This is a genomic window from Croceibacterium soli (assembly GCF_009828065.1).
GTDB classification, from domain to species: Bacteria; Pseudomonadota; Alphaproteobacteria; order Sphingomonadales; family Sphingomonadaceae; genus Croceibacterium_B; species Croceibacterium_B soli.
The window spans coordinates 375,390-391,160 of record NZ_WTYK01000004.1; the positions used below are offsets into that span (position 1 = coordinate 375,390).

The 15,771-nt window shown below is 63.0% G+C and carries 14 protein-coding genes and 2 tRNA genes; 14 read left to right on the forward strand and 2 right to left on the reverse strand.

Annotated elements, in window-relative coordinates:
* The 11 genes from GRI75_RS09475 (at position 1) to GRI75_RS09525 (ending at position 13,539) form a co-directional block, all read left to right on the forward strand.
* Complete coding sequence (locus tag GRI75_RS09475) at positions 1-3,519, forward strand: DEAD/DEAH box helicase family protein (RefSeq protein ID WP_160746709.1); 3,519 nt, start codon at positions 1-3, stop codon at positions 3,517-3,519.
* Between the two features lie 499 nt (positions 3,520-4,018).
* Entirely contained in the window at positions 4,019-5,848 is a 1,830-nt protein-coding gene (locus GRI75_RS09480; protein ID WP_160746710.1) for a MobA/MobL family protein, read from the forward strand.
* Between the two features lie 246 nt (positions 5,849-6,094).
* A complete protein-coding gene (locus GRI75_RS09485; RefSeq protein WP_160746711.1) occupies positions 6,095-6,715 on the forward strand; it encodes a hypothetical protein in 621 nt (206 codons plus the stop codon).
* A gap of 197 nt (positions 6,716-6,912) precedes the next feature.
* On the forward strand, positions 6,913-7,140 hold the full coding sequence (locus tag GRI75_RS14610) for an antitoxin Xre/MbcA/ParS toxin-binding domain-containing protein (RefSeq protein WP_328597958.1): 228 nt from the start codon (positions 6,913-6,915) through the stop codon (positions 7,138-7,140).
* 49 nt (positions 7,141-7,189) lie between these two features.
* Positions 7,190-7,819 carry a hypothetical protein gene (locus tag GRI75_RS09495; protein ID WP_160746712.1) on the forward strand — a complete coding sequence of 210 codons (630 nt, stop codon included), beginning with the start codon at positions 7,190-7,192 and terminating at the stop codon, positions 7,817-7,819.
* Between the two features lie 3 nt (positions 7,820-7,822).
* Positions 7,823-8,041: a hypothetical protein gene (locus tag GRI75_RS09500; protein ID WP_160746713.1), complete on the forward strand. Its 219-nt coding sequence runs from the start codon at positions 7,823-7,825 to the stop codon at positions 8,039-8,041.
* A gap of 107 nt (positions 8,042-8,148) precedes the next feature.
* Positions 8,149-9,615, forward strand: a complete 1,467-nt coding sequence (locus GRI75_RS09505) for a hypothetical protein (protein WP_160746714.1) — start codon at positions 8,149-8,151, stop codon at positions 9,613-9,615.
* Between the two features lie 359 nt (positions 9,616-9,974).
* Positions 9,975-10,697, forward strand: coding sequence for a ribonuclease H-like domain-containing protein (locus tag GRI75_RS09510; RefSeq protein ID WP_160746715.1), 723 nt, complete (start codon positions 9,975-9,977; stop codon positions 10,695-10,697).
* A gap of 558 nt (positions 10,698-11,255) precedes the next feature.
* Entirely contained in the window at positions 11,256-11,636 is a 381-nt protein-coding gene (locus tag GRI75_RS09515; RefSeq protein ID WP_160746716.1) for a recombinase family protein, read from the forward strand.
* Positions 11,637-11,716: 80 nt separating this feature from the next.
* Positions 11,717-11,899 (forward strand): hypothetical protein, encoded by a 183-nt coding sequence (locus GRI75_RS09520; RefSeq protein WP_160746717.1) that lies wholly within the window; start codon positions 11,717-11,719, stop codon positions 11,897-11,899.
* The gene (locus GRI75_RS09525) at positions 11,896-13,539 is read left to right on the forward strand and encodes a recombinase family protein (RefSeq protein WP_160746718.1); all 1,644 of its coding nucleotides are present in this window, start codon (positions 11,896-11,898) and stop codon (positions 13,537-13,539) included. Before GRI75_RS09520 ends, GRI75_RS09525 begins: the two co-directional genes overlap by 4 nt.
* Here GRI75_RS09525 and GRI75_RS09530 read toward each other — a convergent pair.
* Together GRI75_RS09530 and GRI75_RS09535 are read right to left on the reverse strand one after the other, a co-directional pair.
* Positions 13,510-13,585, reverse strand: a tRNA-Thr gene (locus GRI75_RS09530). The two genes, GRI75_RS09525 and GRI75_RS09530, sit on opposite strands and share 30 nt — an antisense overlap.
* 49 nt (positions 13,586-13,634) lie before the next feature.
* Positions 13,635-13,708: transfer RNA gene (locus GRI75_RS09535), tRNA-Cys, on the reverse strand.
* Positions 13,709-13,961: 253 nt separating this feature from the next.
* On the opposite strand from GRI75_RS09535, the gene GRI75_RS09540 reads away from it, so the two are divergent.
* From GRI75_RS09540 to GRI75_RS09550, 3 genes are all read left to right on the forward strand, one after another.
* A complete protein-coding gene (locus tag GRI75_RS09540; protein ID WP_160746719.1) occupies positions 13,962-14,981 on the forward strand; it encodes a sensor histidine kinase in 1,020 nt (339 codons plus the stop codon).
* Entirely contained in the window at positions 14,978-15,355 is a 378-nt protein-coding gene (locus GRI75_RS09545) for a response regulator (protein WP_235911432.1), read from the forward strand. Before GRI75_RS09540 ends, GRI75_RS09545 begins: the two co-directional genes overlap by 4 nt.
* A 114-nt stretch (positions 15,356-15,469) precedes the next feature.
* On the forward strand, positions 15,470-15,771 hold a 302-nt coding region (locus tag GRI75_RS09550), incomplete at its 3' end, for an FAD-dependent oxidoreductase (protein ID WP_328597959.1).

Sequence of the window (15,771 nt, forward strand, 5' to 3'; positions counted from 1 at the left end):
ATGAGCAAGCACGAACAAGGCGGGCGCAAGACGCTATCAGTTGGGGGTGCGGCCGCCGCGCCCGATCCATCCACGTTCGAGCCCGCTGCGCAGTTCACCTTTCTTGCCTCCTTCGGCTTCATGGCCGAACACGTCGTCATGGCCGAGCGGCAGGCGCTATCAGATCCGCGCGGCGCCGCCGTGCATGCCCGCCTAGCGGTCGAGGCGATGGTCCGCTGGCTCTATGATCACGATACCGCGCTGCGCGCGCCTTATGACGATCACCTTGCCGCGCTGACCGCTGAGCCGACGTTCCTTAGGCTTGCCGGCACGATGATCCGCACCAAGATCGACCTTGTGCGGAAGATCGGGAACCGCGCCGCGCATCCCGGCCAGTTCGCCCCCAGCCAGGCCGTTAGTTCCTTACGCGAACTGTTCCACATCGGCCTGTGGTTCGCCACGCGCTATTCGCAAGTTCCCCCGCCCGCCGATCTAGCTTTTTCCGCCGATCGCCTACCGCGCAGCGACGCGGGCGCGCAAACCAGTGCCGATCAGGCCCGTCGTCTCGAAGAAGAGGCCGAAAAGGCGCGTGAAGCACTGGAGGCCGAACGCAAGGCCCGGATGGCCGATGCCGGCAGCCGCGCTGCGCTGGAGGCTGAACTCGCCGTCGTGAAGGCCGATATGACTGCGCTGCGCCAGGCCAACGAAGGTCGCGACGCTGGGCACGACTATGACGAGGCGACTACCCGGATCGAGTTCATCGACGTGCTGCTGCGCGAAGCAGGCTGGCCGCTGGCCGACACGCGAGACCTCGAGTTCCCCGTCTACGGCATGCCCAACGACCGCAGCGCGGACGGCAAGGGCGCGGGCTTCGTCGATTATGTGCTGTGGGGAGATGACGGCAAGCCGCTGGCGGTGATCGAGGCGAAGCGCGCTCGCAAGGACCCGCGTGAGGGCAAGGAACAGGCGCGGCTCTATGCCGATTGCCTTGAGGCGCAGTTCGGCCAGCGGCCGGTGATCTTCTACACCAACGGCTACGATCACTGGATTTGGGACGATCTGCGCTACCCGCCGCGGCAGGTTTCCGGCTTTCGCACCAAGGACGAACTGGCGCTGATGATCCAGCGCCGCAACACTCGTACGCCCTTCGCCGATGCGCTGACCAACCGCGAGATCGCTGGCGGGCACGGCCGCACCTATCAGGAAAAGGCCATCCGCGCCGTCTGCCACCGATTCGAGGATGGGGAGCATGGCGGCGAGAACCAGCGCAAGGCGCTGCTGGTGATGGCCACCGGCTCAGGCAAGACGCGCATCGCCATTGCACTTTCGGACGTGCTGATGCGCGCCAACTGGGCCAAGCGCGTCCTATTCCTCGCCGACCGTATTCCGCTCGTGAAGCAGGCTGCGGGAAATTTCCGCAAGCACCTGCCCACGGCGGCGACCGTCAACCTTATCTTAGATCCCAATGCGGACGGACGCATCTTCATCTCCACCTATCCGACGATGATGAACCTGATCGAGAAGGCCCGGCAGGACGGGAATCAACGCTTTGGCCCCGGTTATTTCGATCTCATCATCATCGATGAGGCGCACCGTTCGGTCTATCGCAAGTACAAGGCGATCTTCGACTGGTTCGATGCGCCGCTACTCGGCTTGACCGCCACGCCCAAGGACGAGATCGACAAGAACACCTACACCCTGTTCGAGCTCGAGGACGGCGTTCCCACCGACGCCTACGACCTGCCGCAAGCCGTGCGCGACGAGTTCCTAGTGCCACCAAGGGCAGTCGACGTGCCGCTGCAATTCCCGCGTGACGGCATCAAGTACGACGACTTGTCCGACGAGGACAAAGAAGCCTGGGACGCGCTGGACTGGGGCGAGGACGGGCCACCCGACAGCGTCGATGGCGCCGCTGTCAACGACTGGCTGTTCAACCAGAACACCATCGATCAGATGCTGAAGCAGCTGATGGAGGACGGGCAGAAGGTCGCAGGCGGCGACCTGCTCGGCAAGACGATCATCTTCGCCAAGAACCACCGCCACGCCGAGTTCATCGTCGAACGCTTCGATGCGAATTACCCGGCGCTGCGCGGCCATTTTTGCAAGCTGATCGACAACCAGGTGAAGTACGCGCACGCGCTGATCGACGAGTTCGAGGTTCCGGAAAAGGCGCCACATATCTCCGTTTCCGTCGACATGCTTGATACCGGCATCGATATCCCTGACATCCTGAACCTAGTGTTCTTCAAGATCGTCCGGTCGAAAACGAAGTTCTGGCAGATGATTGGCCGCGGAACGCGCCTGCGCCCCGGCATCTTCGTGGACGCCGACGGGAATCGTTTGGACAAGGAATTCTTCTACGTCTTCGACTATCTGGGCAATCTCGATTTCTTCAACGCTCAGATCGCAGGCACCGAGGCACGCGCCGCCACGCCGCTAAGCGAACGGCTGTTCAACGCACGTGTCGACCTGCTGGGTCTGCTCTACGCGGGCGATGCTCTGATCAAGGCGCTACCCGATGATGCGTTATACCAGAGCGTTAAGGAACACCTGGCCCGCGAAGTGGCAGGCATGCCGCTCGACAATTTCATTGTGCGTGCACAGCGCCGCTGGGTCGAGAAGTTCCAGAAGCCTGAAATTTGGGACCGACTTGGCGACGAGGATCGCCACGAGCTGACCGAACACGTCGCGGGGCTACCGACTAGCGAGACCGACACCGACACCGACGCAAAGCGCTTCGACCTGCTGTGCTTGCGCATCCAGCTTGCGATGCTGCGCAAGGCTGCATACGAGCCGCTGCGCAAGGCGCTGGTCAATCAGGTTCACCAGCTCGAAGCGAAGGCCGCGGTACCCGATGTCGTCCGCGAGATGGAGCTGATCCTCGAAGTCCAGACCACCGACTGGTGGACCGGCGCCACGCTCGACATGGTCGAGGAGGTTCGCTGCCGGTTGCGATCGCTGATGAGCCTCATTGAGCCGGAGAAGCAGGTGGTGATCAACACGAACCTCGCCGACATCATGGGCGAAAAGCGCGAGATCGATTTGGTCGACCTGGGCGGCGCATCATCGCTGGCGCAGTTCCGGCGCAAGGCGCGGGCCTATGTCGATGCTCACGCCGATCACGTCACGCTGGCTCGACTGCGGCAGGGTCGTCCTCTTACGCCAACTGATCTTGACGAGTTGCAGAAGCTTTTCCTCAAGGTGGGGATTGCCGAGAACACCGAGTTCGAGCGCATCCGCCAAATTCCAGAACTTCCGGAGTTCATCCGTTCGCTCGTCGGATTGGATCGGCGCGCGGCGCAGGTTGCCTTCAACGAGGCGCTAGCCGGTACCGCCTTGTCGCCGCATCAAATCCACTTCGTCGAGCTGATCGTTGAATATCTCACCTCGTCCGGGAGGATGGATCCTGCCGCCCTCTATGAGCCGCCTTTCACGGATTCGGCTCCGAACGGTGTTAGCGACATCTTCGACAGCACGGCGTTGACCCGGATTGTTGACACATTGGAGAGTTTCGAACCCCGTTGGAGCACGGCGCGTTAGACGGCGCTGGCGCCCCGCCTGAATTCCGCCGGAGTCGATGAAGCAGTTGCTGGGTCGGCCACTATGCGCCCGTGCAAGAGAGTGAAGGGGGTGGTGCGCAATTAAGGACAAAAACCGCCCGGCCGTTAGGGCGCTTTTCATCCTTTACGACCACCCCCTCTCATATGAGCAAACGGCACAAAAGGGCATGAAGCGCCCCTCGTTCACTATCGACGGACGGACAGTCACAGCCGACGAGCTTCAGACGTTGGTCAGCGCGGCGTCCAGGGATTGGCTCCGCAGTCAACGCAAACCGAAAGGCCCGGCACCGAAGCGAGCGCACCGGGCGCGGACCCCTGAACAGAGGGAGGCAAAGGCACTCGCTACAGCGACTGCGAAGAAGCGCCGCAAAGACGAACGCGAGGCTCACGAACTCGACAGGCTGCTTGCGCGCATTGGATATCTCAGTCGGCGATCCGCTCGCGAGGCCGAAGCTATGCAGCGCACGCTAGCCCGGTGGATGCCCGGCGCCGAGCCCAAGCTCCAATCGATCTGTCCCCGCAGTCTGTACTCCCGGCTCTATCCGGAGATTTCAGCGCGAACAGCACAGGCGATGACTCGCTCGCGCATCGCCGCGGACGGCTTCAAGAACATCGTGCTGCGAAAGATCATGCGCGGTTACGGCGGCCGCGGGCAGAACACCCGGCGATATCGAGCCGGCGAAGCCGCGGATCTCGTGCGCTACATCCTGCGGGAGCTTGGGCTCGAAGAAGGTGTTATCGCCCGCTTTACGAACATCATCGAGGTGGACGGCGAGCATTCGCTGCCCGAGGCTGACATCGAGCGACGCGTTGCTCAGCTTGTGGCCTTCTGGAATGCCCTCGAGGCTTTCGAGGCCGAAGCCGAACCAGGCGGCAATGTCTACTCACACCTGATCCTCGCCATGCCACATGAACTCAGCCCCGAGGGGCGGGAGCGCGCACTGGAGGACTTCTGCGCAAACCTTGACGAGTTGCACCTGCCGTTCACCGCGGCGTTGCATAAGCCAGACCCACAAGGGGATGTCCGCAACTTCCACGCGCACATCATGATGGCGACCAGGCCGTTCGCGGTCGAGGGGCCGTTCGCCTGGACTTTCGAGGCAGCCAAGGCGACAGAGTTCAACCTTGCCCCCGGAATCGGCTGGCTTCGCGAACGAGCCGCCGACGCCTTCAATGCCGCTCTCGAAGAAGAGCAAAATCCGCTGCGATACTCTGGACTGTCGCAGGCCAGGCGCGGGGTACCATCGACTGGTGAGGCTCACGACGGGCCTGTGGGCACCGCGCGCAAGCGCAAGGAACAGGAAGACGGTGCTGAACGGGACCGGCTGATGCGCGGCCTTGCCGCCCACGTCGTGCGTGCCGCGGAACGCCAAGCTTCGCTCGGGGCCCAGATCGAGAATGCAACAGCAACGCGCGCTCAGGTCCCGCCCGGGCAGGCAGAAGCCGAAGTCGAGGGTCAGCCTCAACCTCAGCCTCAGCCTCAGCCTCAGCCTCAGCCTCAGTCTCAGTCTCGGTCTCGGTCCCAACCTGGGTTGCCGCCGGCGCTTGTTGCATTACGCGAGCGTTTCCCGGACCCGCTTCGGCTGAGGGGTCTATCGGCACTCCACTTCGCGGATTTCACGGCAGCTGATACCGCTGCCGACCGATGGTACTCTCCAGCCTTCGATCTGATGGTTGTACTCCAGCGAGACGGCGTCGGATTGATCAGGGACAGGGACGGGCAGCCCGAACTGGTAGAAGAGAAGTTAAAGCCCCAGTACCGCCACTTGATCCACGCACCGGCGCTGCCCGACATCGTGCAGGAGGCCCTTACCGAAGCTCACCGGCGGATCGTGGCAGAGCACGATCGCCAGAAGCGAATCGCGCGTGAGAAGGAAGCTATCCGCCAGCAGAGGCTGGCGCAGCTGCAGAAGCAGCCGATCATCCTATTCGATGGGCGCTTGAATCTGCTGCCGGAGTTTCGCGCGTTCTTTCCGCCTGAAGTTGTCGTTCTGGACGGCGTACGGGAAGCGATGCTCGCCTGTCACACCGCCGCTCTCCGATTAGAGGACCGGTTACTGGATGAGCAGAGGTCTAGCCGCAGGTCGTCTCGGTTCGACCAAGGTCCGGCGGATGAGCGGGCGGAAGAGACCGCTGCTGCGTCGACCCCTGTGGGTCCGGTCGTCGCCGAACCCCAGGCGCCACTCCAACTCGCTGCCGCGCCGCTGTCTGCACCGCAAACAAAAGCAGATGAGGACTGGGATCTGATGATCCGAGGGATAGCATCCGGCAAGATCCGGACCTCCGGCAGGGGAGAACAGGGCAGATAATGGATGACCAGCGCGGCCCGCGCCAAAGGGACCTAAAGAACAGGGACGGAGGGACGAAGGGGAGCAGGTGAGCTTCCTGCTGAATGAAAAAAGGGGGAGCCCGGACGCGCCACGGTGGCACGCCCGAACTGTAGTGAAGGGGTTCCTCAAACATGTATTCCCGCGAAGCTAAAGGCGTGGTCTCTGACGACCATGTGTTCAGGCTCGTCCACGTTCTTCCGCTTCTGCGCTGGGAGGCCCGGTGAGATGGCGACGAAGAAGCACGCACCTCCTCCCGGGCTCGACTACGCGCCTATCACCGGAGCGCGCGAAGACTTGAGCTTCGGCGTAGTTCAAGCCACAACCGGCACCAAGAAGGTGAACACCGCCGAGGGCGCGATGTTCCGCCGGCTCTACCCGATCCTCAAGCCCGACGAACCGGCGCTGCCTTGGTCACGGCCGACCTGTTTCCGCCACGACGTGCTGCTCCCGTTCGGAGCCAGCGATGACTGGTACGACCCGCAGCGGCTCGCTCGCGCTTACGACGAGCAGGGGTTCAGCCTCGTCGACCTTGTCGTTGTGGTCACACTGCGCTTTCCGGAAGTCGAAGCGCTGCCGCAGCCGCTGAGGCTTCACGATGTCTGGGAGATGACCCGCGCATTCACGCTCGAACGGCTGGTCAGGGCCCACAATGTGGGCGCGGTCTGCGTGATGCATGTACCGGCCCGTGCCGCGCGGCCTGGCGCACCTCATGTCCACGTGCTGATCCCTGCGCGAGAGGTTCTGCCGACCGGCTTCGGAAAGTTCGCCCGGCCACTGGCGACCGATCAGGGCCGTGAGTTGCTCGATGCAGAATGGGCGGCGTGGCGGGATGCCTCCAATGGCTGATGAAAGCTGCAGTCCCAAAGATGAGCTGGCTAGACCGCCTCTTGCCGGCCGAGCGCAGCCGTGCGGCGCATTGTGCGGGCCTCGCCCGTGTCTGAGCAATTGACCAGCTCAAGCAAATCACCCTGCTTGGGCTCGTTCACCGGCGGAGCTTATCAGGCATCCGCCAAGCTGGGGCGACGACATCCACGCCGACCCTTGTGCTCCTGCTCGGCATCTTTCGCTTGATCGGCGCGCTAATCTCCGATCCGGAACACGCTAACGCGTGGATGCGCGCCACGAACCGAGCTCCGTTGTTTGGCGGACGCTCCGCGCTCGGATTGATGCACGAGAACGGCATTGATGTTGTACAGCGTGAGAGCCTACCATCGAGGCCAACTGCCAGGCACCATGACCTGAAAGTACCGCGGCACCCGGTCGCCAACTGAGCTCGAGCCATCGGCTACCTGAACTTCCTCCACTGCAACGGAGGAACAAATGTCAGCCCATTCTCACCCGGATCATCGCATCCGGTCCCTTCTCGAGCGCTTCGGAATTGACGAGGACCCTGCGATCACGCCGCTCGATGATCTCCGGCGCGAGGTCCACCAATATGGTAAACGGCGCTGCGACATCGAGGCAAGCCGCGACAACCTCAAATATCATCTCGGCTTCGCGTTCGAGGCGAATGAGGCGCTCAACGTCGACAGTTTGGCGCTGACGGGCTTGTTGTCGCTGCCTTGGGAGGCTTTCGTGGCGTGCTTGGGGGATGATGCCCCAAGGCCGGAGCGGCTTATCGACGGGCTAAGTCTCGCGCTGCTTGAGCCTGAGGTTCTCGAATGGGCCCGCGCGCAAGGCGTCTGGCTCCAGTGGACGCGGCTCGAGGCAATTTACCGCGAGGAGGTCGAAGACTTCCGAAAATCCGACGCCTTCCATCGCAGCGGTTGGCGGCGCAAAGGCATCACTCGTCCTCAACGCTATCTGATTGGTGAGATCCACCGCATCCTTGGGGTGCCGGTACCGGATCTCGCCAACCGCGGGCAGGCATATGAGTTCATCGCCGCCAACGGCGGCAACCCGCGGTTCCTCGTGAAGCCGCCGCTGCCTGCCAAATGGTGGAAGAGCTGAGCCATGGACCTTCACGACTTCCTCGCCCACACCCACGAGCTCCTGACGCTGATCGAGGACATCGAACGGCGTCAGACGGCGGTTGCCGCCAACCTCGCCGAACTCAAAGCACTGCCGGCCAGCGACGCCTTGATCGCGTCACTTCTCGCGCGTCTGCACAAAGACCACCTCACGGCCAGCGGTCAGCTCAATCGCGCGATCGAACTGCTCGTAGATTTCTAATGCTCGGTAATTTGTTCTTGACGGGAGCCGGCCGCGTTCTATTTTTGTGGCGCTCTGGGACTCACCAGAATGGTTCATGCAAGAACCGTTTTGGAAGGAGTTACCAGATGTTTCAGGACAAATTCGAAGTCTTCGACGCCGGTCAGCCTCTGCTGCCCGGTGCCAGCACCATCACCATTGCCCAAGCGCTGGTCTGCGAGCAGTTGCTCGTTGCTTTGCAAGACGCGCCTACACCCGAGGATAGCGGAGAGGCGATACTCGCTTCGGCCGAGTTCCGCACAGTGAAGGCCGTGCATCTCGAGGCGGAGCGGATCCGCATCTTGGATGTGCCGGTGGCTGAGGACGCGATGCGCGAGCGGATCGACTGGATGTGGCACGCAGGTTCGCGGTCATCGAATTGGGAGCGAGTGAATCGCGCAGCGGAAGCGATCGATGTGATGGTTTGCCAGGTCGCGCCCGAGGGCGAGATCGGGCCCGATGACGAAGCCGGACCTCGATACGACGACGCTTCTCAAAGCCAATTCAATCCAGAAACCCTTGCCGAGGATCTCGCGGCGCTGGAAGTGACCCAGCCCGAGTTGGTCGCGGCGCTCTTCCGCGGCGATCTGGACGACGCTCCAGGCTTGATTGATGATGCCGTGCATAAGGGGGCCGTCAGGAGAGGTCTGGTCGGCCCAGTGGCCTGGATGTTCGTCTGCTGGGCAGCGTTAGAGCAGCAGCGTGAAGCAGCCCTCGGCTGGCGGCTCATTCACAAGCAACTAGACGAGGTGTGGGGCGACGCAACTAGCCAGCGCTGGACGATCGGCCAGATCTTCAAGCCTGAGACCAAGCGACACGCGTTCGCTCACGAGATGCTGAAGCTCTACTTCGAAAATCTCAAGAACGATGTCGAGAGGATCGAAGATAAACGAACCGTCAACCGCCTCGAGCGAAGGCTTCGCAAGATGGGCTTGGGGGGGATCAATCGCGCGAGCGAAAAGGAAATCCTCTCGGCGTTCGGAGAAAACCGGTTCGGCTGCATCCCAGCGCTTCTGCAACACTTCGCCGATGAAGCCGATGTTTACCATCGCCGCTATCGTTCGTTCCTTGTTGGTCCCGACGGCGTAAGCCTGGCCGGCCGGCGGGCGGACGTGCTCACCGCGCCCATCTCGGCAGTGCACCGGACCGCCATCGTCTGCGCCCGCACCTGTGACCTCGCTGGGCTTGCAGCGAAAGCGGACACAACCGACGACCTGCGCAAGATGCTCGACACACACCTCCCGGAGGTGCTCAGGCCATGCAAAGGGAAGCGATTCAAGCAGTGGTCCAAGTTCCGCCTGCGCCAGCTCTTTCATGTCGTCCGCATCGAGTTCCTTCAGGACGGCGAACACCTTCCCAAGCACTTGAAGGGTGCCGATCCCGGAGATGCCATGGTGCCTCTGGAGCTCTCCGAAGAGGAAAGCCGCCGCGGCCACGAGTTGTTCAACCACTGCTGGGCCGAACTTTGCAACCAGCCTGCCGACTGGCGGTTCATCACGGCTTTCGGCTGGCAGTGCGATGGTTCGGCACGCGTGCGTCTCAGCGCTCCCGCCTGAGATGCCGACGAGAACGGAGGGCGGCCGCATCTGCGACGGTCCTCCGCAACTTTTTTAGCCTGCGCATGAGGAGCGCGGGCCCCACTGCCCAAGTGCACGTGGGCGGTCCTAGCAAAGGAAGCAGTGGGCGATGTGCTCCGCCCGAGCGAAAGGAAAAAGGTCGGGTTGAGGAGCGCCTACCATCAACGAGGAATTCAAACCATGAACGTTCGATCGTTCCGTTCCGACGCGATGACCGCGGTCGGCGTGCTTCGGCGCCGCTCTGCTTCTCGCCGCCTTACTCACCACGGCGACAGGGCGCCAACGGCGCGCGCTCGCGCCGTCCGTGAAGCGGGCGCGTTCCGCAAGGGAGTCGCAAAATGAGGACTGTCGTGCTCGATGTCGAGACCATCGCCGACAGCGCGGCGATGGAACGCTGCGGCTACCAGGAAGAGCCCGGCGTATTCGCGCCCTGGCCGCTTCACCGCCTTGCATGCGCTTCAACGCTTACGATCGACCGTGTTGACCTGAACGATCTTGCTTTCAACCTGCACAGCTACTCGCTGCTTCAGATGACAGAGCGCGGCATCATCGCTTCCGTCGAACGCGCCGTAGAACAGGCCGACCAGGTCTTGACGTACAACGGCCGAGCATTCGACATTCCGGTGCTGCTCGCCCGCGCCGCGATCGCCGAAGAGTACGTGCCGACGCTGGCCAGGCTTGGTCATCAGTGCCGGCCGGGCTTGCACCAGGATCTACATCAGCAGATCAAGGGATCCGGCGCCGGCATCAAGCTCGCGCACTTGTGCGCGGCCTTCTCGATCCCAGCCAAGAGCGGCGGCGCGGGTAACTCGGTCGCCAGCCTTGCCGCCGAGGGTCGCTGGCGCGATATTGAACACTACTGCGAGACGGACGTCGTCGCCACTTGGCTCGCGGCGCAGATGTGGGACTCCTGCGAGCACCCGGGGTTCGGGCGCGGGCGCTGGGAACTGTTGTCGCGTTGGCTCACGCCGCACACGCGCGACAATCCCAGCCTCGCAGCCTTCTGCGAATTGCCCACTTTCACCACTGCGCCGCCGCCGTCGATCGAGGTGACATTCTGATGTCGGATGAAATAGCTCCGGCCGATGAGTTAGAGCCGATATGCACGATTGGTTACTTGTGACTGGGCGGTGCCAGTACGGGGACTGCCCGGCCGTCTTTGGCGGAGTGCGGAGCAATTGGAAGCGCCGTTCTGCGGACGGACAACCGATCCACGTTTCCGCCCTGGTTCGCCTCTGGCCAAGATCTCCGGCCGGCGGATCGTCCAAATGCTGAACACCCGCTAACTGCTGATGGGAACCAAGCACTAGCCATCTTCATCGCCGCCGTCTCGGCGACGTGGCAGGCGAAAGTACCAAAGCACCCGGTCGCCAACTGGCGGTTCGGCAGGGCGCATAAGGTCGCCATGTCGTTCCACTCGCCTCTCCCGAAGCCACCTACCGGGTCATCCTCATCGGATGCCGTTACGCGGCGCGTGAGGTGCGACCTGCCCGCCCCTCTCGATGTGCTCCCCGGCGAGGTGGAACTCATCGAGACCTGGCTCACAGGACTGATCGCCGACCTGGCCGGCGGCGACGGAGCGGCAGCCCTCGACCCGGTCAAAGCGCAAAGGAAGTAAAATGCACGAACTCCGCTACTATCAAACCGCTTGCGGCTATGTCCGCAGTTCCACGTCCGACGCCATTCCGGATACGCCGCTGATTCAGCAGTCCTTTCGCATCGGGGATTACTGCCTCAACAGTCATCATATCCTGACGCGCACCGTGATCGAGGCAGAACGTTGCGGTAAGCAGCGCAAGCTCAAGCGACTGCTGCATCATGCAACCTCGGACAAGCGCCCCTTCGATATCTTCGTCGTGGACGCGGCAAGCAGGCTCACCCGCGACCTCGTGAAGTTCGAAAGGATCAGGGGCCGGCTCGCCGAGGCTCGTGTGACCCTCGTCGTTCTGGACCCGATGAACATCGCTGACACGGCGCCGACGTGGGTCCTCCTACGCTGATCAACCCGCGCCCGGCGGTCAGCAATAGCCGTCGGGTACGGAACGCTTCAACTCCAACAACACATCGGAAGGATCAAGCGATGAAAAGAACCGGGCAGGGGCCGGGCGCCCCCGAATGCACGCACCAACTCACCATGATTGTCGACCCGGTCATTTTCGATCGGGCTCAGTTCGCCGCGACGCGGCTGCGGCTTCGTGCTGCCGGCATCCGGCTGAGGCTGGTCACCCGGGCCGGCACGCCTGTCGAGGACTGTGCGGCATGAAGCTAGAGAGCGCGGACAAGGGCCGGATGAAAGCCTGCGCCTACGTCCGGGTTTCCACTGACGACCAAGCGCAGCATGGTATCAGCATCCCGAGCCAAATCCAGAAGATCGAGGAATTCTGCAAGGCCAAGGGTTGGGTGCTGGTCGAAACGGTACAGGAGCCGGGCCTTTCGGGTAAGGATATCGGCCGGCCGATGTTCAACGCAATGATGAGCCGGGCGAGCTCGACCGCACGCCCGTTTGACGTCGTTATCGTTTATTCACTCAGTCGGTTCGCGCGTCATCTCGCGATCCAGACGACAGCCTTCGAGAAGCTTAAGGCTTCCGGCGTCGAACTGGCTTCGGTGAGCGAATCTTTCGGCAAGGGCCCGAACGCCAATCTCATGCGCTCGATGGTCGGTGCCTTCAACCAGCACCTGTCCGACCAGTCGGCGATGAACACCATCCGCACGATGAATGCCAATGCCGCGGAAGGATACTGGAACGGCGGGCCGATACCCTTCGGCTATCGGTCTGTGACTGTAGAGAAGCGTAAGGACAAGGAGAAGAAGAAGCTCGCCATCCGGGAGGATGAGGCGGAGATCGTCCGGCGCATCTTTCGCTTGGCCAAGCATGGAGACGGCGAGGGGCCCATGGGCGCGCGGGGCATCGCGCAGTGGCTGAATTCCCGGGGCTATAGCCTGCGTGGCGGCCGCTTCAGCAACTCGAACACGGCCGCGATCCTCAGCCGTACACACTATGCAGGCTACTACCTCGACGGGAAGCAAAACGAGTTCAAGGAACCACTGCCGGAAGATCAGTGGATCACGGTACCGTGTCCGCCCATCATTTCCGAGGAGGAATTCTTGGATGTTGCCGCGCTGCGTGCGAAGCGGTCGCCCAAGGCCACCCCGCCTCGCGTCGTGAACGGCGTCACCATGCTTCCAGCTGCCATCGCTCGATGCGGGCAACCGGAATGCGATGCTGGTCTCACAGTCCGCACCGGCAAGGGTGGACGCTATCATTACTACAATTGCAGTGTCCGCGTGAATCAAGGTGCAGCCTCATGCGATCTCAAGCCCATCCGCCGGGAGGAGCTCGATAAGTTCGTTCTGGACGCGCTCGTCGATTGGATTTTCCAGAAAGAGCGGCTCGCAAAGCTGCTTCGACACCTGCTCGATAGGTCGGAACATGTCATCAAGCGCCGACGCAAGGATCTCGCACTCGCCAAGGGGGAACTGACCACAGTTTCCAAGGCCATCACCAACCTGCTCTTGGCGATCGAGGGTGGAGCGATGCGGCCAGACGAGCCGCTGTTCGTGGAACGGATGGCACACAACCGGGCCCGCAAGGCTGCCCTCCAAGCGGATGTGCAGAGTCTGGAGCGCCAGCTTTCGACCTCGAAGAAGCGCATCACGGAGGAAATGATCGCGGAGTTCGGTGAGAAGATGACTCGCGCCCTTCGCGAAGGGGAGCCGACGTTCAGGGCAGCTTACGTCCGGCTCTTCGTCAGCCGTGTTGAGCTTTCGGCCGAAGAAATCCGGATCTTGGGACCGACGAACAGCCTCGAGAAGACGCTCGCATATGACCACGGGCCAGCTCAGGGCGAAGTGCCCATCTTTGACCGGGAGTGGTGCCGCTTACAGGACTCGAACCTGTGACCCCCGCATTACGAATGCGATGCTCTACCAACTGAGCTAAAGCGGCGCCCGCGCGGCCTTTAGTCGCGGAAGGGCCGCGTTGCCAAGCCGGAATGTGGAGGCCCGAGCCGGAATCGAACCGGCGTGCAAGGATTTGCAGTCCTCTGCGTAACCACTCCGCCATCGGGCCGCGGCGGCGGGATTTGTGCGGGTTCCATGGTTCTGTCAACCGCCACGTCGCATATTTCTTGCGTCGCCCGCGCTCGCCGACCCGATTCCCCACCGCGCGGGCCGGACTTCCGCAGCGGCGCGGGTCCGGATCGGGGCGGCGCGGCCGGCGGTGCGGAAAGGCGGCGAGTCTTGCTCCTCCTAGGGCACAAACGCCCGGCAAAGGCGTTAGCGCAGCTAATCGAGGAGGTGGGTTGAATGAAGCGGGTCACGGCATGAACGAAACTTTGCGTCCTCCGCGTCCGCTGGACGACGTACACCGCCGGCTGGAAGCGGTTCTGGACAACGCGACGGCTTCGATCTTCCTGATGGATGAGCGCCAGCAGTGCATCTACATGAATCACGCCGCCGAGCGGCTGACCGGCTACACCTTGCGTGAGATCCTCGCGCTCGACATGCCGCTGCACGACATCATCCATCACACCCACCCAGACGGCAGCCCGTTCCCCCTGCACGAATGCGCGATCGACCGCGCCTATCCGGAACGGCACCGGGTCCAGGGTGAGGAAGTGTTCGTCCACAAGGACGGCTCGTTCTATCCCGTGGCCTTCACCGCCAGCCCGATCAGGGACGAAGCTTCCGAGACGGTCGGCACGATCATCGAGGTTCGCGACATCCGCGCGGAAAGGCTCGCGGCGGAACGGCAGCAACTGCTGCTCAACGAGCTGAACCACCGCGTGAAGAACACCCTTGCCAGCGTGCAGGCGATCGCCCTGCACTCCTTCCGGGGGGTTTCGCTGGAGAACCTCGACAACTTCAACGGGCGGCTCCTGGCGCTGTCGAGGGCCCACGACGTGCTCCGGGATGCCTCCTGGCAAAGCCCGTCGATCCGCGAGGTCGTCGACGGCGCGGTGGAGACGTTCGGTAGCGATCGCTTCGAGATCGGCGGGCCCGACTGCCCGATCGATCCCAAGGCGGCGGTCAGCCTGTCCATGGTGCTGCACGAGCTCGGGACGAACGCCGCGAAATACGGCGCGCTGAGCTCGGCGGCGGGAACCGTACATCTCGGCTGGACTCTCGAGCATCACGACGACGCCGTTTCGATCGATCTGCTGTGGGAGGAACGGAACGGGCCGCCGACTGGCACGCCCGGCCGGCCAGGCTTCGGGATGAAGCTGATAAGGCAAGTAGCGGCCGAGTTCGGCGGCAGCGCGGTCCTCGATTTTCGGACGGAGGGACTGCGCTGCGAGATTCGCGCAAGGATGCCCAAGTCTGCGGCGTTCGAAATCCTATGACCATGAACGGGGCAGCAGCACTCGAAGGGAAGACGGTCCTGCTCGTAGAGGACGAGAGCCTGGTCTCCATGCTCGCCGAGGAAATCCTCATGGAAGCAGGATGCGAGGTGATCCTGGCAATGCGGCTGGACCGGGCGCTCGAAGTCGCACGATCGGCGGAGATCGACTGCGCGTTGCTGGACGTGAACCTCGGCAACGGCGCCACCAGCTTCCCGGTCGCCCAAGTCCTGAGCGAACGCGGAGTGCCCTTCATTTTCGTCAGCGGCTACGGCACGCACGGAATCGACGGCGCTTATGCCAATGCGCCCGTCGTCCAGAAACCCTACCGCCCCGACCTGCTGTTGTCCGCCCTGGAGGCCTGCCTCGCCGACTGAGCGCGGCTCGCTTCCTGCCTCCCAGCTATGTTCGCGATCGCTGCAGAGCGACGCACGTCTTGCGCTGCGCCCCGTGAAAGCTTAGCAGGCTACGTATCTACCCGGGAGAGAGACGTGGCCAACGACAAACCTAAAATGCAGAGCGTGCGCCAGAGCGAAGACCGCTTCCTTGCGTCCGACGTGTTCGAGAGCACGCGCCACACGCTGCCGCCGCCGCGGCGCGGCGGCACAGTGCGCGAGGATGCGCGCGAGATCGACATCTACCACAAGTGCGACGTGGTGGTGATCGGCGGCGGGCCGGCGGGCTGCGCGGCGGCCTGGGCCGCGGCCAAAGCCGGCGCCGACGTGACCCTGGTCGAGCGCTACAACTGCCTCGGCGGGCTTTCCACCGGCGGGCTGGTCATGTGGATCGACCG